Genomic DNA, 21,945 nt, shown 5'->3' on the forward strand with positions numbered 1-21,945 from the left:
AGCGCTACCCCCTACTCGGTACGGGCAACCTGGTCGATACGGTAACCCTCGATCTGGTCGCCGGGCTTGATGTCCTGGAAGTTCTCCAGGCCAATGCCGCCCTCGGAACCGCTCTTGAGGCTCTTGGCCTCGTCCTTGTAGTGGCGCATCGAGGCGATCTTACCGTTAAAGACAACGATGCCGTCGCGCACCAGGCGCACGGAATCGGTCGCGGCGATCTCGCCCTCCTCGACGCGGACACCGGCGGCGATACCGACTTTGGGCACCTTAAAGGTGTCCAGGACGGTCGCGGTACCCGTGGAGACCTCGACCTCGGTGGGCTTGAGCATGCCGATACGGGCAGCGTCGAGCTCCTCGAGGCACTTGTAGATAACGTCGTAGCAACGAATCTCGACGCCCTCGCGCTCGGCAGCGGAGCGGGCCTTACCGTCGGGACGCACGCCAAAGCCAATGATGATGGCGTTGGAGGCGTCGGCCAGGACGACGTCGGTCTCGTTGATGGCACCGACCGCGGAGTGGATCGTGTTGATGCGGACCTCGGACTGATCCATCTTGTCGAGCGAGTCCTGAAGGGCCTCGATGGAGCCCTGGACGTCGGCCTTGATGATCAGGTTGAGCTCCTTGACCTCGGCGTCGGCGATGGTCTCGAAGAGGTTCTCGAGCGTGACGTGCTTCACGCGGCTCTGCTCCTCGATACGGGCCTTGAGCGAGCGCTCATCGGCCAGGGCGCGCGCCTCGCGCTCGTCCTCGAACACGCGGAACTCGTCGCCGGCGTTGGGGACGGACTGCAGGCCCAGGATCTCGACGGCGTCGGAGGGACCGGCCTCGGTGACGGCGCGGCCCTTGGGGTCGAGCATGGCGCGAACGCGGCCATAGGTGAGGCCGGCGACCAGCGTATCGCCCACGTGCAGGGTACCGCGGGTCACGAGCACGGTAGCGACCGAGCCGCGGCCCTTGTCGAGCTTGGCCTCGAGGACGTTGCCCGAGGCGAAGGTATCGGGGTTGGCCTTGAGCTCGAGCACGTCGGCCTGGAGCAGCACGGTCTCCAGAAGGTCGTCGATACCGATCTTCTGTTTGGCCGAGATGTTGACGAACATGTTCTGTCCGCCCCACTCCTCGGGGATGACGCCGTACTCGGTGAGTTCCTGGCGCACACGGTCGGGGTTGGCGCCGGGCTTATCGATCTTGTTGACGGCGACGACGATGGGAACGCCGGCGGCCTTGGCGTGGTTGATCGACTCGACCGTCTGGGGCATGACGCCGTCGTCGGCGGCGACGATCAGGATGACGATGTCGGTCACCTTGGCGCCACGGGCACGCATGGCCGTAAAGGTAGCGTGGCCCGGGGTATCGATGAAGGTGATCTTGCGGTCGTTGATCATGACCTGCGAAGCGCCGATGGCCTGGGTAATGCCGCCAGCCTCGCCGGCAGCGACGCCGGTGTGGCGGATGGCGTCGAGCAGGCTCGTCTTGCCGTGGTCGACGTGACCCATGACGGTGACGACCGGGGCGCGGGGCTTAAGGTCGGCGGGATCGTCGTAGAACGAGAAGGTGTTCTCCTCCTCGGGGGTGATGATCCTGATCTGACGGCCCAAGTCGTCGGCAACGAGCTCGACAAGGTCGTCGGACATGGACTGCGTCATGGTGAGCGGGGTGCCCAGCAGGAACAGGCGCTTGATGATGTCGTTGGCCGGAACGTCGAGCGCCTCGGCAAGCTCCTGGACGGTAACGCCCTGGGAGACCTTGATGGCGTCGAGCTCCTCGGGGTTCACGCCCTGGGCCAGCGCCTCCTCAATCTTGCGCTCCTCCTGAGCCCTAGCGGCCTCGCGCTCGCGCTTCTCCTTGCGCTTCTTGCGGCGACCGGTGGACTCGCGAGAGGCCTCCTCGACGGCGGCACGGGCCTCCTCGAGAACCTTCTCGCGGCTGTACTCCTCGGCCTCGCGCGCCATGCGGCTGTAGTGGTCCTCTTCGCTGTTGTGACCACCCTTGCGCTTCTTGCCCTTGCCCTGCTTATCGGGGTTGGGGAAATCCATGCCGGCAGCGACATTGTTGCTGGCATTGGTGCGATGGCTGTGTGGGCGGCTCTCGGAGGCGTTGCGGTCGTTGCGACGGCCGCCACGACGATCGCTGTTGCCGCCGCGACGGTTGCCGCGCTCGGCCTTGGCCTTGTCCTCGGCGTCCTTCTTCTCCTTGAGCACGGTCTCCTGTGCGGCGATCTGATCGAGCAGCGAACGGAAGCGCGAACCGGAGTCGGAAGCGGGAACGGCGCGGCGCTGGGCCTCGCGAGCAGCCTCCTCCTTTTCGCAGGCAAGGCGCTCCTGCTCGGCCTTCTTCTTGGCCTCAGCCTCGGCACGGGCTGCCTCCTCGGCGGCCTGGGCGGCGGCAAACTGGCGGCGCTCCTCCTCGCGTGCCTTCTCGGCGGCGATGCGCTCGCGCTCGGCCTCGGCGGCACGCGCTGCCTCCTCGGCGGCGGCAGCCTCCTCCTCGGCCTGCTTGGCGGCCTCGACTTCCTGGGCGCGGGCCTCGATCACCGAGGCAAGCTGCTTGCGGACCATGGCAACATAAGCGTCCTCCAGGGCGGAGGAAGCAGACTTAGCGGGAATCTTCATTTCGGCGAGGTGACCCATCAGTTCCTTGGAGGTCATGCCGAACTCTTTGGCCAGGGTGGACACACGGACTTTTGCCATATGACTTCACCTACCCTTTCTGGCACCTTGGGTGCCTAGAGACTGAACGAGCGTGGGATGTGCGCCGGAACCTGTCCAGCGCAACCGCGCGCTAGATCAGGTCCTCCGCATCATCGAAGGCGTCGGTGTCGTGGACACCGCAGAAACGGGAACCGGGACGGGCCTGGTTGCGGCACTGGATGCCGTCCTCGGACACGTACTCGCAACGACGGGCGTCGTCATCCTCCTCGTCACCGATCAGGTCGGCGGCAGGCTCCTCGTGAACGGGAACGTTCTTGAGGATGTCGGCGGCAAGGGTCTCGGACTTAATGTCGATGTGCCAGCCGGTCAGGCGTGCGGCCAGGCGGGCGTTCTGGCCCTCCTTGCCAATGGCGAGCGAAAGCTGGTCGTCGGGCACGATGACGCCGGCATAGGCCTTCTCCTCGTCGATAAGGACGCGAGTGACCTTGGCGGGCGACAGGGCGTTGGCGACGTAGACGGCCGGATCGGCATCCCACAGGATGACGTCGACGCGCTCACCGCGCAGCTCACCCACGACGGCGCGCACACGGCTGCCCTTGGGGCCGACGCAGGCGCCCACGGGATCCAGGCGGTCGTCGAGCGAGTGGACGGCGACCTTGGAGCGCTGGCCGGGCTCGCGGGCGATCGACTTGATCTGGACGGTGCCCTCATAGATCTCGGGCACCTCCTGCTCAAACAGACGACGCATGAGCTCGGGGTGGGTACGCGAGATAACGATCGGCGGACGGCTGTGCTCGCCGCGAACCGGCGGAAGCGTGGAGTTGGGGTCGCGAACGTCAATGATCACGGCCTTGATGTGCTGGTTGTGCAGATAGCGCTCGCCCATGGGGCGCTCGTTGCGCTCGTTCTCGTAGCGGCGCTGATCAAAGTGCGGAAGCTCGGCCTCGACGCCTTCGCGGATCTTGACGATCGTAAAGTCGGGTGTGGACTGCAGTACGGTACCGCTGATGAGGTCGCCGATACGGCCGGAGAACTCCTCGTAGATCTGCTCGCGGGCGGAGTTGCGCACGATGGCGTTGATCTCGGCCTTGGCGTGCTGGGCGGCGATGCGGCTGGTGTTCTTGGGGGTGACGTCGATCTCCTCGAACTCGGTGAAGTTGCCCTCCTCGTCCATGGAATCGTCGATCGGCTCCAGGCGGTAGACATAGATCTTGCCGGTGGTGCGGTCGATGGTCACCTTGGCGCCCCACTCAAGATGCAGGATCTCGGCATAGCTCTTGGCGAGCGACTGCTCCAGACGGTCGATCAGGTAGAGCTGGTCGATGTGCTTCTCCTGGCAAAGCTCCATCAGGGCGGACATCATGTCGGATGCTGCCATGTTAGTTTCCTTCCTTCGCGGGCTTGAAGTCATAGACGGGCTTCAACTTACACTTTTTAACATCGGAATAATCGAGGGTGACAGACTCGCCGTCCTCGAGCTCGAGGGTTACGTTGGTCTCGGTCGCGGCAGCAATCTTGCCGGAGTACTTGCGACGGCCCTCGGTGGCGGTGGAGGAAAGCTCGCAGTCCTCGCCCACAAAGCGGGCAAAGTCACGCGGACGGCGCAGCGGGCGCGCCATACCCGCGCTCGACACCTCGAGCGTATAGCTCGAAGAGATGGGGTCGAGCTCCTCAATCACGTCGCCGACCCACTTGGTGTTGGCCGTGACGTCGTTGAGCGACAGGCTCTGACCCTCGGCACCCTCGATACGCACACGCACGCAGGGGGCCTTGGTGGCACCCACGAGCTCAACGTCGACAATATCGACATCGTGCTGGGGAGCGACGACCTCGAGCGCGTCGATGATCGCCTGCTCGGTCTTGGTCTTGACCATTGCGGCACCTCCATCCATACAAAAAAGAAGCGGGGCCGAAACCCCACTTCTTTCAATTACAACTTCATTTGCAAGCAAACTATACCAATACCTGCGAAAACGTGCAACCATAGCACAAACCCGCAGGTCAGCGTGAGCACAGGTTCTCCACAAGAAATAGATAATTGGATGTAGTCGCAAGTATCCATATCCAAAAAGAGGGACGACCCAGCCGGATCGTCCCTCGTCTATTGTGCATCAACTATATGCGCGAGGTTTACTTAACCACCAGGTTGACCAGCTTGCCGGGCACGCAGATGGCCTTGACGACCGTCTTGCCCTCGAGCCACTTGGCAACAGCGGCCTCGGCGGCAGCCTGCATCTCCTCGTTGGAGGCATCGCGGGCCACATCGATGCGGCCGCGGACCTTACCGAGCACCTGGACGACGATCTGCACCGTGTCCTCGATGGACTCGGCCAGGTCAAACTCGGGCCAGGCGGCGGTGTAGGCGTTGCCCTCGCAGCCGAGTGCCTCGTGCCACAGCTCGTCGGCCCAGAACGGGCAGATGGGGGCAAGGACGCTCACGATGTCCTTGGCCACGCCGTAGCACAGTGCCTTGTCGCGCGATGTGCCCTCGGTGGCGTTGAGGTAGGCGCTCGCCGCGTTGACGAGCTCCATGACGGCCGAGATCGCGGTGTTAAACTGGCCGCGATCGAAGTCCTCAGTGCACTTGGCGATGGTGCGGTGACGCTCGCGATAGAGCTTCATCGCGGTCTCGTCGAGCACGGACTTGTCGAAGGCAACGTTGGCATCACCCGACTGGACAAGCTGCCACACGATACGCCAGGCGCGCTTGATAAAGCGGTTGGCACCCTCGACGGCCTTGGGATCCCAGTCAAAGTCCTTCTCGGGCGGGGCGATAAACAGGATCGCCAGACGCATGGTGTCGGCGCCGTAGGGCTCGATAACCGAGCTCGGAGGCACGACGTTGCCCTTGGACTTGGACATGGTGTCGCCGTTCTCGTCCTTGACCATGCCCTGGCACAGCAGGTTGGTAAAGGGCTCGTCCACGCTGAGCAGACCCAGGTCGCGCAGCGCCTTGGTAAAGAAGCGGCTGTAGAGCAGGTGCAAAATGGCGTGCTCGATGCCGCCGATGTAGTTATCGACGGGCATCCAACGGTCTGCCGCCTCGCGGGAGAAGGGCAGCTCGGTGTTGTGCGGGTCGGTATAACGCAGGTAATACCAGCTGGAGCAGGTGAAGGTGTCCATGGTATCGGTCTCGCGCTTGGCCGGGCGGCCGCAGACCGGGCAGGTGGTCTCGTAGAAGTCCTTGCACTCGGCGAGGGTCTCGCCGGCGCCCAGGTCCAGGTTCTCGGGCAGCGTCACCGGCAGCTGGTCCTCGGGCACGGGCACAATGCCGCAGTGCTCGCAATGGATGGCCGGGATGGGGTTGCCCCAATAGCGCTGACGGCTGATGAGCCAGTCGCGCAGGCGGAACTCGACCTTGCGACGACCGCAGCCCATGGCCTCGAGGTCGGCCACGATGGCAGCCTCGCCCTCGGAGTGCTTACCGCCGCGCATGCCGGTGTACTTGCCGGACTGGACGAGCGTGCCCTCGGCAGCGTGGGCGCAATCCCAGTCGACGGTCTCGGCATGGAAGGTATCGATGGTCTCGCCACTGGCCTCGACGGCAGCGCGGTCGTCATCGTCCAGGATGATCGGGACGATCGGGAGGTCGTACTTGCGGGCAAACTCAAAGTCGCGCTGGTCGCCGCAGGGAACGGCCATGACGGCGCCGGTGCCGTAATCGGCAACGACATAGTCGGCAACCCACACAGGAACCTTCTCGCCGTTGACGGGGTTAACCACGTAGCGGCCCGTAAAGGCACCGTGCTTCTCGAGGGTGCCCTGGGCACGCTCGACGGCAGAGATATGCTTGGAGTCCTCGACGATCTTGGTCACGGCCTCCTCGTACTCCGTGCCCTCGACGAGCTCGTGCAGACGAGCGTACTCGGGAGCCAGGACAAAGAAGGAGACGCCAAAGAGCGTGTCGGCACGCGTGGTGAAGACGGTGATCTTGCCCTCGTCGCCCTCGATGGGATCGCCGTTGGCATCACACAGGGTAAAGTCGACCTCGGCGCCCTCGGAGCGGCCGATCCAGTTGGCCTGCATCTGCTTAACGCGCTCGGGCCAGCCGGGGAGCTTCTCCAGATCGTCGAGCAGCTCCTGGGAGTACTCGGTAATCTTGTAGTACCACTGCTCAAGGTCGCGCTTCTCGGGCTCGGTGCCGCAGCGCCAGCACTTGCCCTCGGTAACCTGCTCGTTGGCCAGAACGGTCTTGCAGTTGGGGCACCAGTTGACCGGGTTCTTCTTGCGGTAGACCAGGCCCTTTTCCCACATCTTCTCAAAGATCCACTGACCCCAGCGGTAGTAGTCGGGGCTGCAGGTCTTGACCATGCGATCCAGATCGTAGGAGAAGCCCATGCGCTTCATCGTGGCGAGCGCCTGGTCCATGTTCTTATACGTCCAGGCGGCAGCCTGCGTGTTGTGCTTGATGGCGGCGTTCTCGGCGGGCAGGCCAAAGGCGTCAAAGCCAATGGGATGCAGCACGTCAAAGCCGCGCATACGGGCCTGACGGGCCATGGCATCGCCGATGGTATAGTTGCGCGCGTGGCCCATATGCAGGTCGCCCGAAGGATACGGGAACATCTCGAGCACGTACTTCTTGGGCTTGCTGGCGTCGGTGTCGACGGCAAAGAGGTTGGAATCCTCCCAGGCCTTCATCCACTTGGACTCAATGGCCTGCGCGTCGTAGGCAGGGATCTCGTCCTTATGATCTGTGCAATCGCACATATCAGCTCCTTTAATCTTAGCTGGGGTCGGTCGGCTTGGCTTTATTCGCTACTGCGGACAGTCCTGCGCAAGACGAAGAGCACATTAAGTGCTCTTCTTTGCGTGCGGAACTTGTAGCGAACAAAGCCAAGCCGACCGACCCTAAGGTTAACTTGACTGATGATAGCAAATACGACAAGCGAGATGCCTGCGACTTGCAGGCATCTCGCTTTATCTTAATAACGTGGTTGGAACTCAACCTTTATATGCGGCTCTTATCCTATCGATAAGACACAGACTGCTGCGAATCCTTGACGACTACGTCGTGGGCGCCGCCTTCGACGATCGAGGTCGAGCTCACCAGGGTCAGGCGTGCCTTTTCCTGGAGCTCGGGGATCGAGAGGGCACCGCAGTTGCACATCGTGGACTTGATCTTGTAGAGCGTGCCGCCCACGCCGTCCTTAAGGGAGCCGGCGTAGGGAACGTAGGAGTCTACGCCCTCGACAAAGCTGAGCTTTGCGGCGCCGCCCAGGTCGTAGCGCTGCCAGTTGCGGGCACGCGCAGAACCCTCGCCCCAGTACTCCTTCATGTACTGACCGTTGACGTTGACGCGCTCGGTCGGGCTCTCGTCAAAGCGGGCAAAGTAGCGGCCCAGCATCATAAAGTCGGCACCCATGGCAAGGGCGAGCGTCATGTGGTAGTCGTAGACGATACCGCCGTCGGAGCACACGGGCACGTAGACGCCGGTCTCCTCGTAGTACTCGTCGCGAGCGCGGCAGACGTCGATCAGCGCGGTGGCCTGGCCACGGCCGATACCCTTGGTCTCGCGGGTAATGCAGATGGAACCGCCGCCGATACCGACCTTGATAAAGTCGGCACCGCAGTCGGCCAAAAAGCGGAAGCCCTCGGCGTCAACGACGTTGCCGGCACCGACCTTAACATCCTCGCCGTAGTTGGCGCGGATCCACTCGATGGTGCGCTTCTGCCACTCGCTGAAGCCCTCGGAAGAGTCGATGCACAGGACATCGGCGCCGGCCTCGATGAGCAGCGGCACGCGCTCGGCATAGTCGCGGGTGTTGATGCCGGCGCCGACCATGTAGCGCTTATCGCCGTCGAGCAGCTCGTTGGGGTTGGTCTTGTGGCTGTCGTAGTCCTTGCGGAAGACGATGCCCATGAGGTGATCGTTGTCGTCGACGATGGGCAGGGCGTTGAGCTTGTTGTCCCAGATGACGTCGTTGGCAACCTTGAGGCTGATGTTCTTGTCGCCCACGATGAGCTGCTCACGCGGGGTCATGAACTCGGAGACCTTCTTTTGGTGGTCATCGCGGCTGGGGCGATAGTCACGGCTGGTAACGATACCCAAGAGTTTGCCCTTGGGAGTGCCGTCGTCGGTGACCGGCATGGTGGAGTGACCGGTCTTTTCCTTGAGCTCGATGACCTGCTCCATGGTCATGTCGGGGGTCAGCGTAGAATCGGACTGAACGAAGCCGGCCTTGTGATCCTTGACGGCCTTGACCATGGCGGCCTCGGACTCGGGGGTCTGGGAACCGTAAATGAAGGACAGGCCACCCTCGGTAGCGAGCGCGACACCCATGTCGACGCCCGAGACGGACTGCATGATGGCGGAAACCATGGGGATGTTCAGGGTGATTGCCGGCTTCTCGCCGCGCTTAAAGCGGGTTAGCGGCGTCTTAAGAGAGACGTTGTTGGGGATGCACTGCGAGGACGAATAACCAGGGACCAGCAGATACTCCGAAAACGTGTGGGACTCACCGGGAAAGAACGTAGCCATGTTTCTCCTTTTTCCATGCGACCGGTCGGCTGCAGGCCTCGTAGGACCCAGCCCAACCTTGGGCGCCCAATACTGGGCAAGTATCTTAACGCACTTTAACTGCTACAATGCATGATTTAAGAAGAGCACACGAGGGCTTAACACAGGCTTTGCGTTTGCCCAGCAGACACTTTAGCGGAGAGACGTGGAGCGCATGGAGTACAAGACGACGGCAAAACTGGTCATTCAGTCGTGCGACAAAGATCTGCCGGGCGTGTTCGGCCACGGCTGCGTCTTGCTGCTGCAGGGTATCGCCCGCGAACACTCGATCAACCGTGCCGCCAAGAGCATGGGCATGGCCTATTCCAAGGCATGGCGCATTGTGAACGAGGCCGAGGGGCAGCTGGGGTGCAAGCTCATCGAGCGCGACGGCGCCCGCGGGAGCTCGCTCACCCCCGCCGGCGAGCGAGCCATAGCGGCCTACGAGGAGCTGCAGGCAGAGATCAACGAAGTCATAGCCGCAAGGGCCAACGACCTGATCGACACCATCAAAGAGTAGCTAATTTGGGACGGGGCTTTTTTAGCTACCCATCCAGAGCATTCTTAACTCATAGCCAAAAATTGACATTGGGTAGCTAAAAAAGCCCCGTCCCAAATTAGCTACTGTCGGAGGGCGTTATCGAGGGCGGCGGCTACCGTCAGGGGATCGTCGGTGCCGGCGAAGAGGCGGATGGTGTCCCCCTGCTTGCCACGTGGGGCCGAAAGACGCGTCGTTGCACCGCCGGCGAACGATGTGCGAAACTCCCCCGGCAAAGCGTCGAACAACTCTCCCGCGCTACGCTCGATAAGGTCAAACTCAACTGCCGGGCCAAAGCCATGCTCGAGGATTCCCGTTGCAACCGCATGGTCAGGATGCGAGCTCAGCCCGGGATAGCGCACGTTGCGCACCATCTCGTTCGCGGCCAGATACTCGGCCAGCGCACGGGCTCGATCGAAGTGAGCCTGCATGCGAGCGTTAAGCGAGGAAAGCCCGCGCTCCAGCACGTCGGCCTCCTCAGCAGAAAGATCGAGCGCCGACGCACCGCAGCCCGCAAACAACGCATGCGCGCACTCAGCCGCGGCATCCACACGATGGCGCTTAAGCTGCGATCGCGCCACCGAAGCGGCAACGAGCTTACGCGGGGCCTTACCGGCACACACGCGGTCGAGTGCCTCGAGCGACAGCACGGCGCCCAAGCTCAGCGGATTGCAGCCAAAGACGTCAGCCACGGTGTTGTCAACAACCAGCAGTGCATGGGCCTCACGCGCGGCGCGGCCTAAAGCGCGCAAATCGGGCACACGCAGACCGAACGCGCCAATGGAGTTGGCGAACCACCACAGGTGCGGCCCCTCGGCATCAAGCGAAGCATCAAAGCCCTCGGACGCAGCAGCAAACGCCTCGGCGGACGGCGAGCCCACCAGCACGACATCGCAGCCCTCAAAGCCGCAAGCAAACGCTTCGGCAAAGTCATCCGCAAAGGCCACCAGGCGATCGCCGGGACGCACAATCCCCAACAGAGACAGCGCCGCCGGCACATGCGAGGCTGCAACCAGTCGCGCCTCGCGCGCGCCAGCCCTTGCAGCCCAGGCCTCTTCTAGCTGTTGTGCGTCCACGTGACACCGTCCCTTCAAAACAAAAGCCCACGATGCGGATGTTTCCCCAATCTACTCGCTAGGGTTCTAGCCGTGGTATTCGCCGTTGTATTGGATGAGCGTTAGGTCCTCCACGCCATCGAGGGCACGGATGGCGTCGGCATAGGGCATATCCACACCGTCAGAGAACACCTCGACGGCCATCTCCACCTTGTCGCCGCGCATAGTCTTGGACTTAACGGTGAACTTGGTGCGCCCAAACGCGCGCACGATATCGTCGCCAGTGGTCTGGTCCGTGTAGTGAATGACCATCATGTACACGCGCGACTTGTCCTGGCGGCTCGCAAAGCCGGCGATCATCAGCACGATCACTGCTGCCGTGAGCCCCACGAGTGCATACATGCCGGCTCCCGCCGTAATGCCCGTGGTAATGGACCAAAACAGATACAGCAGGTCGAGCGGGTCCTTGACCGCCGTACGGTAGCGGACGATGGACAGAGCACCGACCATACCGAGCGAGATGACCACGTTTGTCGAGATCGCGAGCGTGACCATGCAGGTGAGCACGCACATGCCCACGAGCGTCACGGCAAAGCTACGCGAATACACCACGCCGGTAAAAAAGCGCTTGTACACGTAATAGATCAGGATGCCCATGGCGAGCGCCACGAGCAGTGACAGGCCGATCTTGGCAGGGTCGACCTGACCAAACGCCTCCAAGACGGAGTTCTTAAAAAAGTCCCTGGTGCTCATGGTCTAAATATCCCCTCGGTTCTCAAAATCCGATTCCCAGTAGTTAAAACCGCGCAGGTAGGCGGTCTTTTCGTAACACAGGCAGTACTTGGAAACCGCCGTAAGCTCGGCCGCGCCCGGCGGCACCATATCGCGCACCAGCTGCGGACAAAACTCGGTAAACTTGACCTCCATCACCAGCTTGCCGGGCTCCAGCACGGGCAGCGCGGGCAAGGTCGCGTCAAAGATGTCAAAGCTACCCACCGCGGCACGCACGTTCATGTCAAACGTAATGCGCACGGTGCCCTCATCCATCACCCACGGCTCGCGCTCGTAGTCCACGATGGTCCGCGGGCGCATCATGTTGCAGATACACTCGATGTAGAACTCGCGGCAGAGTTGGTGCGGGCTCCTCAGCAAAAAGCCGTAGTCGCCAGCCAGGATCTGCTCAAACTCGCCGCGCGTGAGCGGCGCGTCCTCCTTGTAGATCCAACTGCCGTACTTCTTTTTGCGCTCGAGCTTAATCACCCTGTCGCTGCCGTTATAGATGCGCACGCGATACTTTTTGCGCATGAGAATACCGGCGTCTTTTTCCTCGTAGGCCGAGTTGCAGTAGTCGTCAAAGTACAGGCTGCGAATGGTGTAACCACCCGAGCGCGCATGCTTGTCCAGTTTAAAAACCGGCGCCATGCGACAGGCAAGCGCGGAGTGCTCGCCCTCGTTAATGAGATATTTGAGCTCGTGGCGATAACGCTCCTGCGTGGCACGCGCAGGCGGGGCCGCCAGGCGCTCAAGCAACGCGCTAGCCCTCCTCATACGTGTCCTCCACGACCTTACCGCCGTCTTGCACGTAAAAGCACTTCATGCCGTACTGCTTGCCATCGTCGGTCACATAGCAGTCAAACGCATCTTGCGTATAGCCGTCGGAGTTGGTGGCACGCACGCGTACAAAATACTGACCGGTATCGGGCGCTTCGCACGTCACCTCAGGCAGCAGCACGTCTTCGGCCTTAAAAAGCACGTCATTGATGGCGTAGTCGCGCGCAAGCTCCACGGTATAGCGAATATCGCGCGCCTCAAAGTCGTACGCGGCATCCCAGTTCACACGCAACTTGCCGTTTTCAATCTGCGGCACGCCAATGTAGAACGGCATGGGCTTTTTATAGCTTTCGCAATAGCTCTTGTAGTTCTCCTCGATCTCGGAGGGAATCGCCGCGGCGATCTGCTCGTATTGGTCCTTGGTGACAGGCAGATTGTCGATATCGGGCGAGGCAAAGACCAGGGATTCGGTAACCTCACGGTAGTGCTTGATCATCCTGGCCAGACGTTCCTCGGTCAAATACGAGCGCAAGTCCTTGACGGCACGGTCGAGTTCGCTGCGGAACGACTTACTGCGCAACGCGCGGTTAAACAGCACGTTGCCCCAGTAGTTGCTCACGCCGCGCTCCCAGTTCACAAAGTCCGAGAACCCCTTCAGGCTCAGCTCAAGCTTACGCAGCATGCTGTCGTTATCCCAAGCCAAAAAGTACCAGGTATTTGAGTTGAGCGGGCTGTACAGATAGCAGTTACGGCTCTGCGTATCGCAGTTGCCCGTCAGGATCTGAAACGCCAGCCAATAGACCAGATTCTCGGTATCAAAGTAGGTCGCAAGCACGTCCTCGATCTTTTGAGTGTCATCGTTGAGCGCATCGAGCATCTCGATGAGCTTGGTGTGGTCCGAGTCGCCCTTAATCTCGAGCATGCTCTCAAAAGCCGCCTGGTTGTAATCGGGATCGTCGGCAAGCTTAATGATGTCCTCATAGCGACGGAACTCAAAGAAGTTCAACTTGTACAGGTGTCCATTCTTATCTAGGCCATGTGCCTTAAGCGCCGTCTTGTTGAGCTGCTCGACCTGTGTAAACAGGCCGTAGTCCTCAAAGGTGTCGTTGGACTTTTCGGTCTGGTCGCACACCCACAGGTGCACAAACTGCGTGCGCAGGCCCATCATCTGGGGAATGCCACGGATCAGATCGTAGGCCATCTTGTTACGGAAGCGCAAGCCCTCGCCCATGTGCTTGTTAAGCGCAATCGCGCGCTGCTGGCGCCAGGTACCCTTGCCCTTTTTGAGCTCCACCTTGTAATTTTTCTGAGCATAACGGCTCGACGTCTGACCGCGCACTTGCACGGTAGCATTGGGCGCTTCCTCGCCATAGCCAACCTCGCCGGCAACTGGGCCGTCTTCGTCGCCCGCCTGCAAAAGGCCCATAACCTGATAGCGCGCCGCGCCCATGTCGGCATAGTCGTACACCGAGTACGTATTGATCTCGGCCCAGCTGTGGTCGGTGTTCTCGGAGCTGTTGCCGCGCGAGACCGTCAGGTACATGGTCACAATGCCCGAGTCGTCGTAGACCTCGTAGAGCTCGTCCTTGTCGCGCAGGTGCTTGACCTCATTCGAGGCCTCGGCCTTGTTAATCTTGCCCTGCTTTTTGACCTTTTTGGTCGAGGATTCGTCCTGAGACGAGCAGCCCGAAAGCAGCAGCGCACCGGCAGCCGCCTCAAACAGGCGACGGCGAGACATCATCCTATCGGTCATCAGAACCTCCCCAATGGTTGCGATACACACGGACCACCGTGCGTTCAAACGCGCCATGCGGCTCCCGCTCCATGCGCTGTTCCTCATAGCGCCCCTCAACATGCTCGAGCATGCGGCCCAACTCGGTAAACCAGCCTTCTTTGTCGGTCGCCACCATGGGCTGCTGGCTCAGGATACGATACGGCAAGTTGGCAGTATAGGTGTCGAGTCGCAGCAGCGCCACGATAAAAAACACCGCCGCACCCAACAAAAAGCCAAAGCCGTAAAACTGCTGCGGCAAGAGCAGCGACACGGCAGTCGCCAGCCCCGCCACACCGGCAAACAGGCCCGAGGCCAGCACGGCCCCTTTGTAGTCGGTAAAGTACAGCAAGATGAGCATCACCGTATTGCCCACGGCATACAGGCCATAGCCCACACATAGCGTGCGAAAATACCCGTGCATAAGACTGTTAAAGCCCAGCGGCAGGGCCGAGAGTACCGTGGTCTCGAGCGAAATGACCGCCGCCGTCACAAACAGCTGCTTGAGCGCGCAAAAGCGCAGTTCGCTGTTGAGCGTGGAGAGCATCTCCTCCTCGGCCACCACAATATCACCCACTACGCCGCCGTCGTTGAACAGGCTGTAGTAGTCGCGGTAGCGCGGATAGAAGTTGACCTCGACCGAGACCACAAAGTTGACGGTCGTCACCAGGATCGTCAAAAACGCGATGAGCGCCGGTACATCGTGGTAGGGCGCGCCATAAAACAAGCCCTTGACTTGCACGCCAATGGGACCGGCCGAAATAATTACCAGGTGCGCAAAGAGCCCCAGGTTGGTAAACAGGCCCGTGAGCGCCAGCGGCATAAACTGATCGAGCCAGCGCAAAAAGAGCCAGGGGCTGCGGTCGCTCTGTGGAAAATACCGGTACAGCAGCACCACGTCCCAGGCGAGCATGACGCCGTAGCCCAGGGCGATTGACGCCAGTAGGCCCTCGACCGGCGGCAGCCCCAGCGCCAGCGCAGCCAGGGCGCACAGGCACGCCACGCCAATGGCAGCCACAAAGCTGCACAGAATGCCACGGTAGTCCTTGATGGCCGTGAGGTAGTTCATGCCGTTCCAGTTGACGATCATAATGTTGAACAGCCACAGGCACAGCAACCCCTGAAGCAGCGTGGCGCCCGAAAACAGCAAAAAGACGCCGTAGAGCGCCGTGCCCGTAACCAGCATGATGGCGTTGGAACCCCAAAACGAGGGCAAGACCTCTTCTTCGCGCTCGGCAAAGAGCATGTCCGCCAAAAAGCGCGTGACGGGCATGGAGAAAAAGCTTGTAAGCGTGAGCGACGCCAGCAGCGTATAGGTCACCATGCACACCAGCAGATCCTGGTTGGCGCGGCCCACATCCCACAGACCGCACAGCACCAAGATGCCCACCTGGAGCAGCACGCCCAGCAGCATGGGGCCCGTGCACACAATGCCGGCGTAGCCATAGGCGCGCATCGTGGCAAACAGACCCTTGCGCCTAAACAGGCGTTTAAGCTCAAAACCGATTCCGGCCACCGGCTACTCCCCCTCTCTGGGCAAATCATACGCACGCGCCGTCTCGTCGTACAGCGCGCGATAGTTGGCGAGCATCTGCTCGTGCAAAAAGTACGTGGCAACGCGACGCTGGCCGCGCTCCCCCATCTCAATGCGACGGGCACGGCTTGCGCACATGCGCTCCATGGCATCGGCCAAGCCCTTGCGATACATAGGCGGCGTCACAAATCCCGCCACGCCAAAGTCGTCGCCCGGGGCGCCTTCGAGCAGCTCACGGCAGCAGCCCACCTCGGTCGTCACGCAGGGACGACGCGCGGCAAGCGACTCCAGCACGCTGAGCGGCTGGCCCTCGGAGATGCTCGTCAAAATGGTAAAGTCCAGCTTTTCCATGTACTCGACCACGTTGACGCGGCCGGTAAAGATCAGGTCGCGCACGCCCAGGGTATCAACCAGCGCGTGGCACTCGGCGCCGTACTCCTCGTCGTCCACGCCGCCCATGATATGCAGGCGCACCTTAGGGACGCGCTCGTGCAGCTCAAAGAAGGCATAGATCATGGTCTTGACGTCCTTGATGGGCGCCAGGCGCACCACCGCGCCAATGTCAACCCAGCCGTCATCGGGCTTTAAGGGAATGTCCTTAAAGCGGTCGAACTGAATGCCATTGGGAATGACCAGGCATTTATCCGCATCGCAGCCCATATCGATCTGCGTCTTGCGGGCATTGTGAAACAGGCTCGTCACGCGAAAAGCGCGACGGTAGATCTCCTCCGAAAGCAGGTAGAAAAAGCGAATCCAGCGGTCCTTAAACGACGGCACCACCCAGTCGGCGCGAATGATCTCCTCCTCGCGCTCGCGCGTGTAGATGCCGTGCTCGGTGAGCAGCACCGGCGCATGGTGAACGCTTGAACCCAAGCAGGCGAGCAGGCCGCCGTAGCCGGTCGAGATGGCGTGGTACACATCGGCCACCGGCACCTCGCTGCCCAGCAGGTAGAGCACGGGCAGCAGCATGGAGCGCATGGTATGGAATGCGTCGGCAAAAGGCGTGTAGGGGTACTCGGCCAGGCACACGTCGCGAAAGATATCCATAAACGTTCGGCTCTGCAAAAACGAGAGCGGATGCACGCGACGACGCTGGAAGATATCGAACAGCATGTCCCAATCCGGATTAGAAAGCGACACCAGGCGGCGCAGCGCCTCGCGCTCGCGGTCGTTAAAGTCCGCCTCTTCCTGCTCGCCCGAAAGGCGCAGGGCGTCGTCCAGAAACACCTCGTGTACCTCGACAACGTTTTTGGGCAGCTCGTAGACAAACTTGCCGCGGTCGGCCGCTTGCGCGCCAATCACCCACAGCACAAACTCGTGCTCGGGCATGGCCTGTATATAGCCATGCATCCAGGTGGACACGCCACCGTGCACATAGGGGTAGCAACCTTCGAGTACCAAGCAGATTCTCATTTGTCGCTACCCTCCTTGCGCGCAATGGTCACCGTCTTGTCCGTAGCTTTGACCAGGTACAGGTCGCCCGTCAGATGCTTAATCTCGCCACCCGTGACTGCACCCGGCTCGCCGTTATTGGCGCGGAACATGAGCCACGCCTCGTCGTGAAAATTGCCCAGGTTAAGCGTCCAGGCATCCGCATCTGTATCCACGCTCACCGTCACGGACGAAAAGCGCTGGATGGCGCCCGAGCATTCCGAGCCGGTCTGGCGACGCAGGTCGGGCGCAGACTTGGTAAGCCAGTCCAGGTAGTCGGTCAGGCCGCCCCTATAGATCTCCCAGCCTTGCCTGGCGCCGCGATCGGGATCGAGCAAGTCGTCCGGGTGCATAAAGTGCGTACTCACATAGTGCATGTTGAGCTCGGACACGGCAGCCAGGCGCATATAGGAATCGTCGACCATGCCGCCCGAGACAATACGCGGCTGCTCCACGATGCCATCGCTCGCCACGCTAAACTCCTGCACGTACGGCAGGTCGGTGCCATCCTCAAAATACGTACTGGCGATGGTCTTAATGCGCGGCACGTCCTCGCCAATAATCTTGCGAGCGCGGGCCGAAAGGATATTTGACGGCGGCACGTAGACCGAACCGTGCGCGTTGGGTAGCACCTCGTCCTGAAAGGCGATAAGCTCGTTGAGCGATGCAACAAGCGTCTCCTTGTTCTTCCACGTCTTGTAGTCGTACAGCGTGCCATAGTCGGTGTCCCAGAGCGCCAGCGGCTGATGGTTGTAGCCGTGAAAGCCCAGCTCTCCGCCCATCTGCAGCAGCATGCCGCCAAAGTAGCGAAACTGCGTGGTATCGGCCTGGCGCGCGGGCTCGGTCCGATTGACCGCGTCCTCGTAGTTTTCGATCATCACACCGGTATAGCGAATGCCGTATTTTTGCGCGAGCTTTTGCAGATCGGGCCACCAGACCTTGGCATAAAAGTCGGCGATGGAAAGCCCGTAGTCGCGCTTGATGTAGGTGCCGTCGCCCGAGGGCACGGGGCTGGGAAAGTCGTCCAGATAGAAGACGGCGCTGTTGATGACCGGGTAGGCCGTGACATCGCCGAGCAAGCTGATCGCCGCGGCGTAAAACCCGCGCATGACCTTGTCGTAGACACCGATATTGCACACCACGGTGCGTCCGCTACCGCAGTCATTGGACCAAATGAGCGGCAAGCCCGCATCGCCGGTCTTAGCCCACACACGCGCCGTCTCGCGCAGCGAAACCGAAAGCGACGAATCAAAGGGGTCCGAGAGCTCGTAGCGATCTCCCCCGCCCAGCATAAAGTCCTCGCTCGGCACAATGCTTTCGGCTTTTACATAGTCGTATCCGGCCGAATCAATGCCAAGCTTGGGGGCAATCACCTGCAGGTAGCTCGAGTTATCCGGCGTCATGGCGAGCATAAGCGAACCGCCGGCACTCACCCAACTCATAATGTCGCTCAGGTGCGTACCGAGCCCATCGAGCGACGGCATGAGCAAAATCACGCGATCGAAGGACGTCAGCGAGGGAATGGCATCCGCGCCGTCCAGGGCAAGGTCCACGTCGCGGTGCGCAATCTTCATGTCGAGCAGAATCTGGTCGAACTGCTCCTTTACGTCCTCGACGTCCGCTTGGTCGGAATCGGTAATGATCAGGCACGTGGGCTTTTGACCAAATATTGCCGAGGAGGCCGGCACCGCATCGTTGGCGGCAAGCATCCCCAGCTTATGCTGGCCCGCACTGTACTGCACGCCGGTACGCTCCACCAGCAGCACGGCGGCCATGGCAATAAAGACCGCCCACACCACGAGCAGTCCCATCCAGCGAAAATGGCCCGCACGGTCGCGGATACGCTGCACCACGCTCATCGGGCCTCCTCCCCGCCGCGCCAAAAAGCCAGCTCCTCGCGGTTGGCGGCGCTCAAGTACACATGCTGTTTGTCGATCGCATCGATCACGCGGTGGACCTCGTCACCGTCGCGGCGCATCACGGCCAGGCGCAGGCAAAGCATCCAAACCTCCTGCTCCTCGGGCGCGTCGAGCACGAGCTGGTCGGTCACGGCCTGCGCCTCGTCGATCTGTCCGACATCGGCCAGCGCCGTCGCATACCGAATACGCAGCTCAAAGGTGTCCTCGCGCTCGCAGCGGCGCGCAAGCAGACGTGCGTACTGTTGGCGCTGAATCTGAGCCACGCGCCCCTCAGCCAAACCCGAGTCTAAATACTCACCAAGAAAATCGCAGTATTCGTTGAGGTTTTGCGCAGTCGGGTCGGTCTTAAAGGCACGCTCCAGCTGCTGCAGTTTAAGGTCGGACTCCTTGGAGATCTGCGCCACCGCCGTCGCGGCATAGTGCGCCACTTCAACGTCGTCGTTCAGCTTAGCCGCCTGCAGCTGCGCCAGGTACGCATCGGGCTCCTCGGTAAGCATGGAGAGCATGAGGCGGCGCCGGTCTGCCGGGTCGTTGACGATGAGCGCCTCCTCGAGCGGGATCACGCCCGCATCGGCTTCACGGTCGTGCACCAAGATGCTGCGATGCAGCTCGTCGTTAATGCGCAGCGACTCTAGCGTGGCGTCCTTAAGGTCCGCGCCAAACACGGCGCTACGCGTGATAAGCAGCACCACCAGCAGCGGTCCCCACAACGGCACGAGCACCATCACGGCCAGCATATGCCCGCGCACCGGCAGCAGGCCCAACTTCATAAGCGTCCACAACACCAGACAAACCAGCGCATGAATCAGCAGCAAGACGGCAGCAACGACAAGCGAGATCAAGCGACATCCCCCTCACCGTCACCGGTGTCAGCGATGTGCTGCAGAAGCGCCACGATGTCCTCGCCGTCGACGGGCTCCACCGCAATCCGCTTCGCGCTCAGGCGCTCGCGGATAATGGGGAGGTCGCACGCCTTTGCCTGGCGCATAAGCAGGTAAAGCACGTCACCGTCGACCAGGCCCGCTGCATCGCTCTCGCGGATTGCCGACCCAATTGCGCCCACCAGCTCGCCGACAGGCTCCATGCCCGGCACCACGCGCAGGAGCAAAAAGCTGCCCATCTTGCCATCCGACAGCGCCTGCTCGGCCGCGAGCTCTTGTCCAAAGGCCGCCTGTTTGAGCACGCACGTGCCATCGACGCAGCGTTTATCCTGCGCCACCGCCTCATAGTCAAAGGCACGGCCCAGCGCGCTTTCGACCAGGCCGCACAAGATGCGGAACAGGTTTTGGTAATAGAGCGTCATTTGGTTCTCGGCCGCACGACGCACAAAGATCAACACGGCGGGCGCCCCGTCGCGCTCAATCGTATATCCAAACATGGGAAGCCCCGGCGTCAGCTCGCGATTGACCCACAGGTTCGAACGACCCCCGCCGCCCAAAAGGGGTGCAAGTTGCTCAAGCGTGAGCGAGCGCGTGGCGTCTTCGGCAATCACGGGACTCGCCGCCACCAGACGTGCAAACGCCCCGCCCGAAACGTGGTAGATCGTCACCGAATTGTTTTCGAGAATCTCACCCATGAGCTCACAGCACTTGCGGTAGATGTCGCGCGGGTTGAGCACGTCGAGCTCTTGCGTCACGGCAAAGATCTTGCCAAAGCTATCGTGACGCCCCACAATCTGGCGCTTGTAGGTGCGCTTGTCCTCGATAGCATCGTGATAGAGCTGCGTGAGGAACGTATTGCGATTACGCACGAGCTCGTTTTGGTCGCGCTCCACCTTAATGGCCTCGTTGTTGCGCAGCTGCACGTAGCCGCATACGGCACCCACCACAAAGTACGCGATAAACGGCAGCCAGTTGGACGGCTCGTAAAAGAGGCCCTGGAAGGTATAGCCATACTGGGTAAAGTAGCTCACAGCCAACCCAACCGATGCCAGCAGCGCCGCAGCCAGACCAAAGTCCAGGCCATACAGCGTGCCGATGAGCACGACGTAGAGCAGGCGATAATCGAGCACGTTGAGCTGGGCAGATTGCGAGAACAAATACTCCAGCACCTCGAACAGGACCCAGGCAACGCCCGTCTCCAGGCATTTAATAGGCAGCGTGTGCATCTGGATGCGGTCGATGGCAGCGCGCAAGGGGTTGATCTTCCCTGCGCGACCAGCATCCCAGCGAGCATGAATGGTCGAAAGATCACGAAACGGGTCGTAGCGCTGAAACCAGCCATAGCGAACGCGAACGATATCGCTGACGGGCAGGGCATAGCCGGCAGAATCGCCATAGGCAACTGAGAGCCCTGGGAACAGCGCCTTGAGGGCCTCGCCCACCTCACCTGACGTGTGATGGAAGGTATCGGCAACATCGAGCGTCTCAAAGGAGGCGTCCCAGCTGTCAAAGATGCGATGCACCAGCACCGCGAGCTCCTCGGCACACAGCAGCGGAAACGGCGCGCCCTCCGCGCCCTGCAAAGCGACCGATCCGGTTGAGCACGCGTCGAACAGCGGCACCAAAAACGGATCATCCAGCGCGGCAGACGCGGTATACAGGAACGGCACGCGCAGGATCTTGGTTTGAACGCCCTCGCGAGCAGCGTAGTAGCGGCACAGGTCGTTGGCTGCGCGCGCGATAATGCCCTTGCCCGTTCGCCCCATGGTATCGGCGGCACCCGCGGCACCCACGGGCCCCGCTACATACAGCAGCTGGACCCGGCGACCCGCGCACGCACGAAAGACCGAGCGCAGCAGCTCGATATCGCCCACGATATCGGTATGCGGGGTAAGGTAATTGGATAGGTAGACCACGCGGTCGAACTCGTAGGCCTGCTCCAAGTGCTGGAGGAGCTCATTCCACGAGGCATGAGGCGACGATTCATCGCGGCGCGCTTCCGCGGCAGCGACGACCTTAACATGGTCCCCGGGGAACGCCTTGGCACAAAAGTCATCGTCAACATATGCGGTGTTGCCAACAACCAGCACCTCCATGGCGCATCCCCCTTAATTCCATATT

The 21,945-nt window shown here is 61.3% G+C and carries 15 protein-coding genes; 1 reads left to right on the forward strand and 14 read right to left on the reverse strand.

All coding sequences use genetic code 11. The features are described from left to right. Positions 1–11: 11 nt before the first annotated feature. The 5 genes from infB to ACTQXM_RS03170 all read right to left on the reverse strand — a co-directional run bounded on the left by infB (position 12) and on the right by ACTQXM_RS03170 (position 9,126). A complete protein-coding gene (gene infB, locus ACTQXM_RS03150) occupies positions 12–2,687 on the reverse strand; it encodes a translation initiation factor IF-2 (RefSeq protein ID WP_441536955.1) in 2,676 nt (891 codons plus the stop codon). Positions 2,688–2,778: 91 nt separating this feature from the next. After that, positions 2,779–4,026 carry a transcription termination factor NusA gene (nusA, locus tag ACTQXM_RS03155; RefSeq protein WP_154515419.1) on the reverse strand — a complete coding sequence of 416 codons (1,248 nt, stop codon included), beginning with the start codon at positions 4,024–4,026 and terminating at the stop codon, positions 2,779–2,781. Position 4,027: 1 nt separating this feature from the next. Beyond that, a complete protein-coding gene (gene rimP / locus ACTQXM_RS03160; RefSeq protein WP_441536954.1) occupies positions 4,028–4,522 on the reverse strand; it encodes a ribosome maturation factor RimP in 495 nt (164 codons plus the stop codon). 256 nt (positions 4,523–4,778) lie between these two features. After that, a complete protein-coding gene (leuS, locus tag ACTQXM_RS03165; protein WP_441536953.1) occupies positions 4,779–7,355 on the reverse strand; it encodes a leucine--tRNA ligase in 2,577 nt (858 codons plus the stop codon). Positions 7,356–7,614: 259 nt separating this feature from the next. Then, positions 7,615–9,126 (reverse strand): IMP dehydrogenase, encoded by a 1,512-nt coding sequence (locus tag ACTQXM_RS03170; protein ID WP_427794684.1) that lies wholly within the window; start codon positions 9,124–9,126, stop codon positions 7,615–7,617. A gap of 193 nt (positions 9,127–9,319) precedes the next feature. Here ACTQXM_RS03170 and ACTQXM_RS03175 point away from each other — a divergent pair, with 193 nt between their 5' ends. Beyond that, complete coding sequence (locus ACTQXM_RS03175) at positions 9,320–9,664, forward strand: winged helix-turn-helix domain-containing protein (protein WP_427719637.1); 345 nt, start codon at positions 9,320–9,322, stop codon at positions 9,662–9,664. Positions 9,665–9,765: 101 nt separating this feature from the next. Here ACTQXM_RS03175 and ACTQXM_RS03180 read toward each other — a convergent pair whose 3' ends face one another. The 9 genes from ACTQXM_RS03180 to ACTQXM_RS03220 form a co-directional block, all read right to left on the reverse strand. Further along, positions 9,766–10,758 carry a PLP-dependent transferase gene (locus ACTQXM_RS03180; RefSeq protein WP_441536952.1) on the reverse strand — a complete coding sequence of 331 codons (993 nt, stop codon included), beginning with the start codon at positions 10,756–10,758 and terminating at the stop codon, positions 9,766–9,768. Positions 10,759–10,824: 66 nt separating this feature from the next. Continuing rightward, positions 10,825–11,490: a DUF4956 domain-containing protein gene (locus ACTQXM_RS03185; RefSeq protein ID WP_441048823.1), complete on the reverse strand. Its 666-nt coding sequence runs from the start codon at positions 11,488–11,490 to the stop codon at positions 10,825–10,827. Between the two features lie 3 nt (positions 11,491–11,493). Further along, positions 11,494–12,285, reverse strand: a complete 792-nt coding sequence (locus ACTQXM_RS03190) for a polyphosphate polymerase domain-containing protein (protein WP_441048824.1) — start codon at positions 12,283–12,285, stop codon at positions 11,494–11,496. Continuing rightward, positions 12,272–14,041, reverse strand: a complete 1,770-nt coding sequence (locus ACTQXM_RS03195) for a CotH kinase family protein (protein ID WP_441536951.1) — start codon at positions 14,039–14,041, stop codon at positions 12,272–12,274. Before ACTQXM_RS03195 ends, ACTQXM_RS03190 begins: the two co-directional genes overlap by 14 nt. Next, entirely contained in the window at positions 14,031–15,575 is a 1,545-nt protein-coding gene (gene pelG / locus ACTQXM_RS03200) for an exopolysaccharide Pel transporter PelG (RefSeq protein WP_441536950.1), read from the reverse strand. Before pelG ends, ACTQXM_RS03195 begins: the two co-directional genes overlap by 11 nt. A 3-nt stretch (positions 15,576–15,578) precedes the next feature. After that, positions 15,579–17,006, reverse strand: coding sequence for a GT4 family glycosyltransferase PelF (gene pelF, locus ACTQXM_RS03205; RefSeq protein WP_441536949.1), 1,428 nt, complete (start codon positions 17,004–17,006; stop codon positions 15,579–15,581). Next, positions 17,003–18,883, reverse strand: a complete 1,881-nt coding sequence (locus ACTQXM_RS03210; RefSeq protein WP_441536948.1) for a DUF2194 domain-containing protein — start codon at positions 18,881–18,883, stop codon at positions 17,003–17,005. The genes pelF and ACTQXM_RS03210 overlap by 4 nt, the downstream gene beginning before the upstream one ends. Then, positions 18,880–19,785, reverse strand: a complete 906-nt coding sequence (locus ACTQXM_RS03215; protein ID WP_441536947.1) for a hypothetical protein — start codon at positions 19,783–19,785, stop codon at positions 18,880–18,882. The genes ACTQXM_RS03210 and ACTQXM_RS03215 overlap by 4 nt, the downstream gene beginning before the upstream one ends. Next, the gene (locus tag ACTQXM_RS03220; RefSeq protein WP_441536946.1) at positions 19,782–21,920 is read right to left on the reverse strand and encodes a DUF4118 domain-containing protein; all 2,139 of its coding nucleotides are present in this window, start codon (positions 21,918–21,920) and stop codon (positions 19,782–19,784) included. The genes ACTQXM_RS03215 and ACTQXM_RS03220 overlap by 4 nt, the downstream gene beginning before the upstream one ends. Positions 21,921–21,945 lie beyond the last annotated feature (25 nt).

The sequence above is a fragment of the Collinsella sp. LCP19S3_D3 genome (assembly GCF_052121455.1).
Classification (GTDB): Bacteria; Actinomycetota; Coriobacteriia; order Coriobacteriales; family Coriobacteriaceae; genus Collinsella.

Excerpts from the sequence above, each read along its gene's own strand:
- infB (WP_441536955.1), bottom strand. The coding sequence starts at position 2,687 with ATGGCAAAAGTCCGTGTGTCCACCCTGGCCAAAGAGTTCGGCATGACC.
- nusA (WP_154515419.1), bottom strand. The coding sequence starts at position 4,026 with ATGGCAGCATCCGACATGATGTCCGCCCTGATGGAGCTTTGCCAGGAG.
- rimP (WP_441536954.1), bottom strand. The coding sequence starts at position 4,522 with ATGGTCAAGACCAAGACCGAGCAGGCGATCATCGACGCGCTCGAGGTC.
- leuS (WP_441536953.1), bottom strand. The coding sequence starts at position 7,355 with ATGTGCGATTGCACAGATCATAAGGACGAGATCCCTGCCTACGACGCG.
- ACTQXM_RS03170 (WP_427794684.1), bottom strand. The coding sequence starts at position 9,126 with ATGGCTACGTTCTTTCCCGGTGAGTCCCACACGTTTTCGGAGTATCTG.
- ACTQXM_RS03175 (WP_427719637.1), top strand. The coding sequence starts at position 9,320 with ATGGAGTACAAGACGACGGCAAAACTGGTCATTCAGTCGTGCGACAAA.
- ACTQXM_RS03185 (WP_441048823.1), bottom strand. The coding sequence starts at position 11,490 with ATGAGCACCAGGGACTTTTTTAAGAACTCCGTCTTGGAGGCGTTTGGT.
- ACTQXM_RS03190 (WP_441048824.1), bottom strand. The coding sequence starts at position 12,285 with ATGAGGAGGGCTAGCGCGTTGCTTGAGCGCCTGGCGGCCCCGCCTGCG.
- ACTQXM_RS03195 (WP_441536951.1), bottom strand. The coding sequence starts at position 14,041 with ATGACCGATAGGATGATGTCTCGCCGTCGCCTGTTTGAGGCGGCTGCC.
- pelF (WP_441536949.1), bottom strand. The coding sequence starts at position 17,006 with ATGAGAATCTGCTTGGTACTCGAAGGTTGCTACCCCTATGTGCACGGT.
- ACTQXM_RS03210 (WP_441536948.1), bottom strand. The coding sequence starts at position 18,883 with ATGAGCGTGGTGCAGCGTATCCGCGACCGTGCGGGCCATTTTCGCTGG.
- ACTQXM_RS03220 (WP_441536946.1), bottom strand. The coding sequence starts at position 21,920 with ATGGAGGTGCTGGTTGTTGGCAACACCGCATATGTTGACGATGACTTT.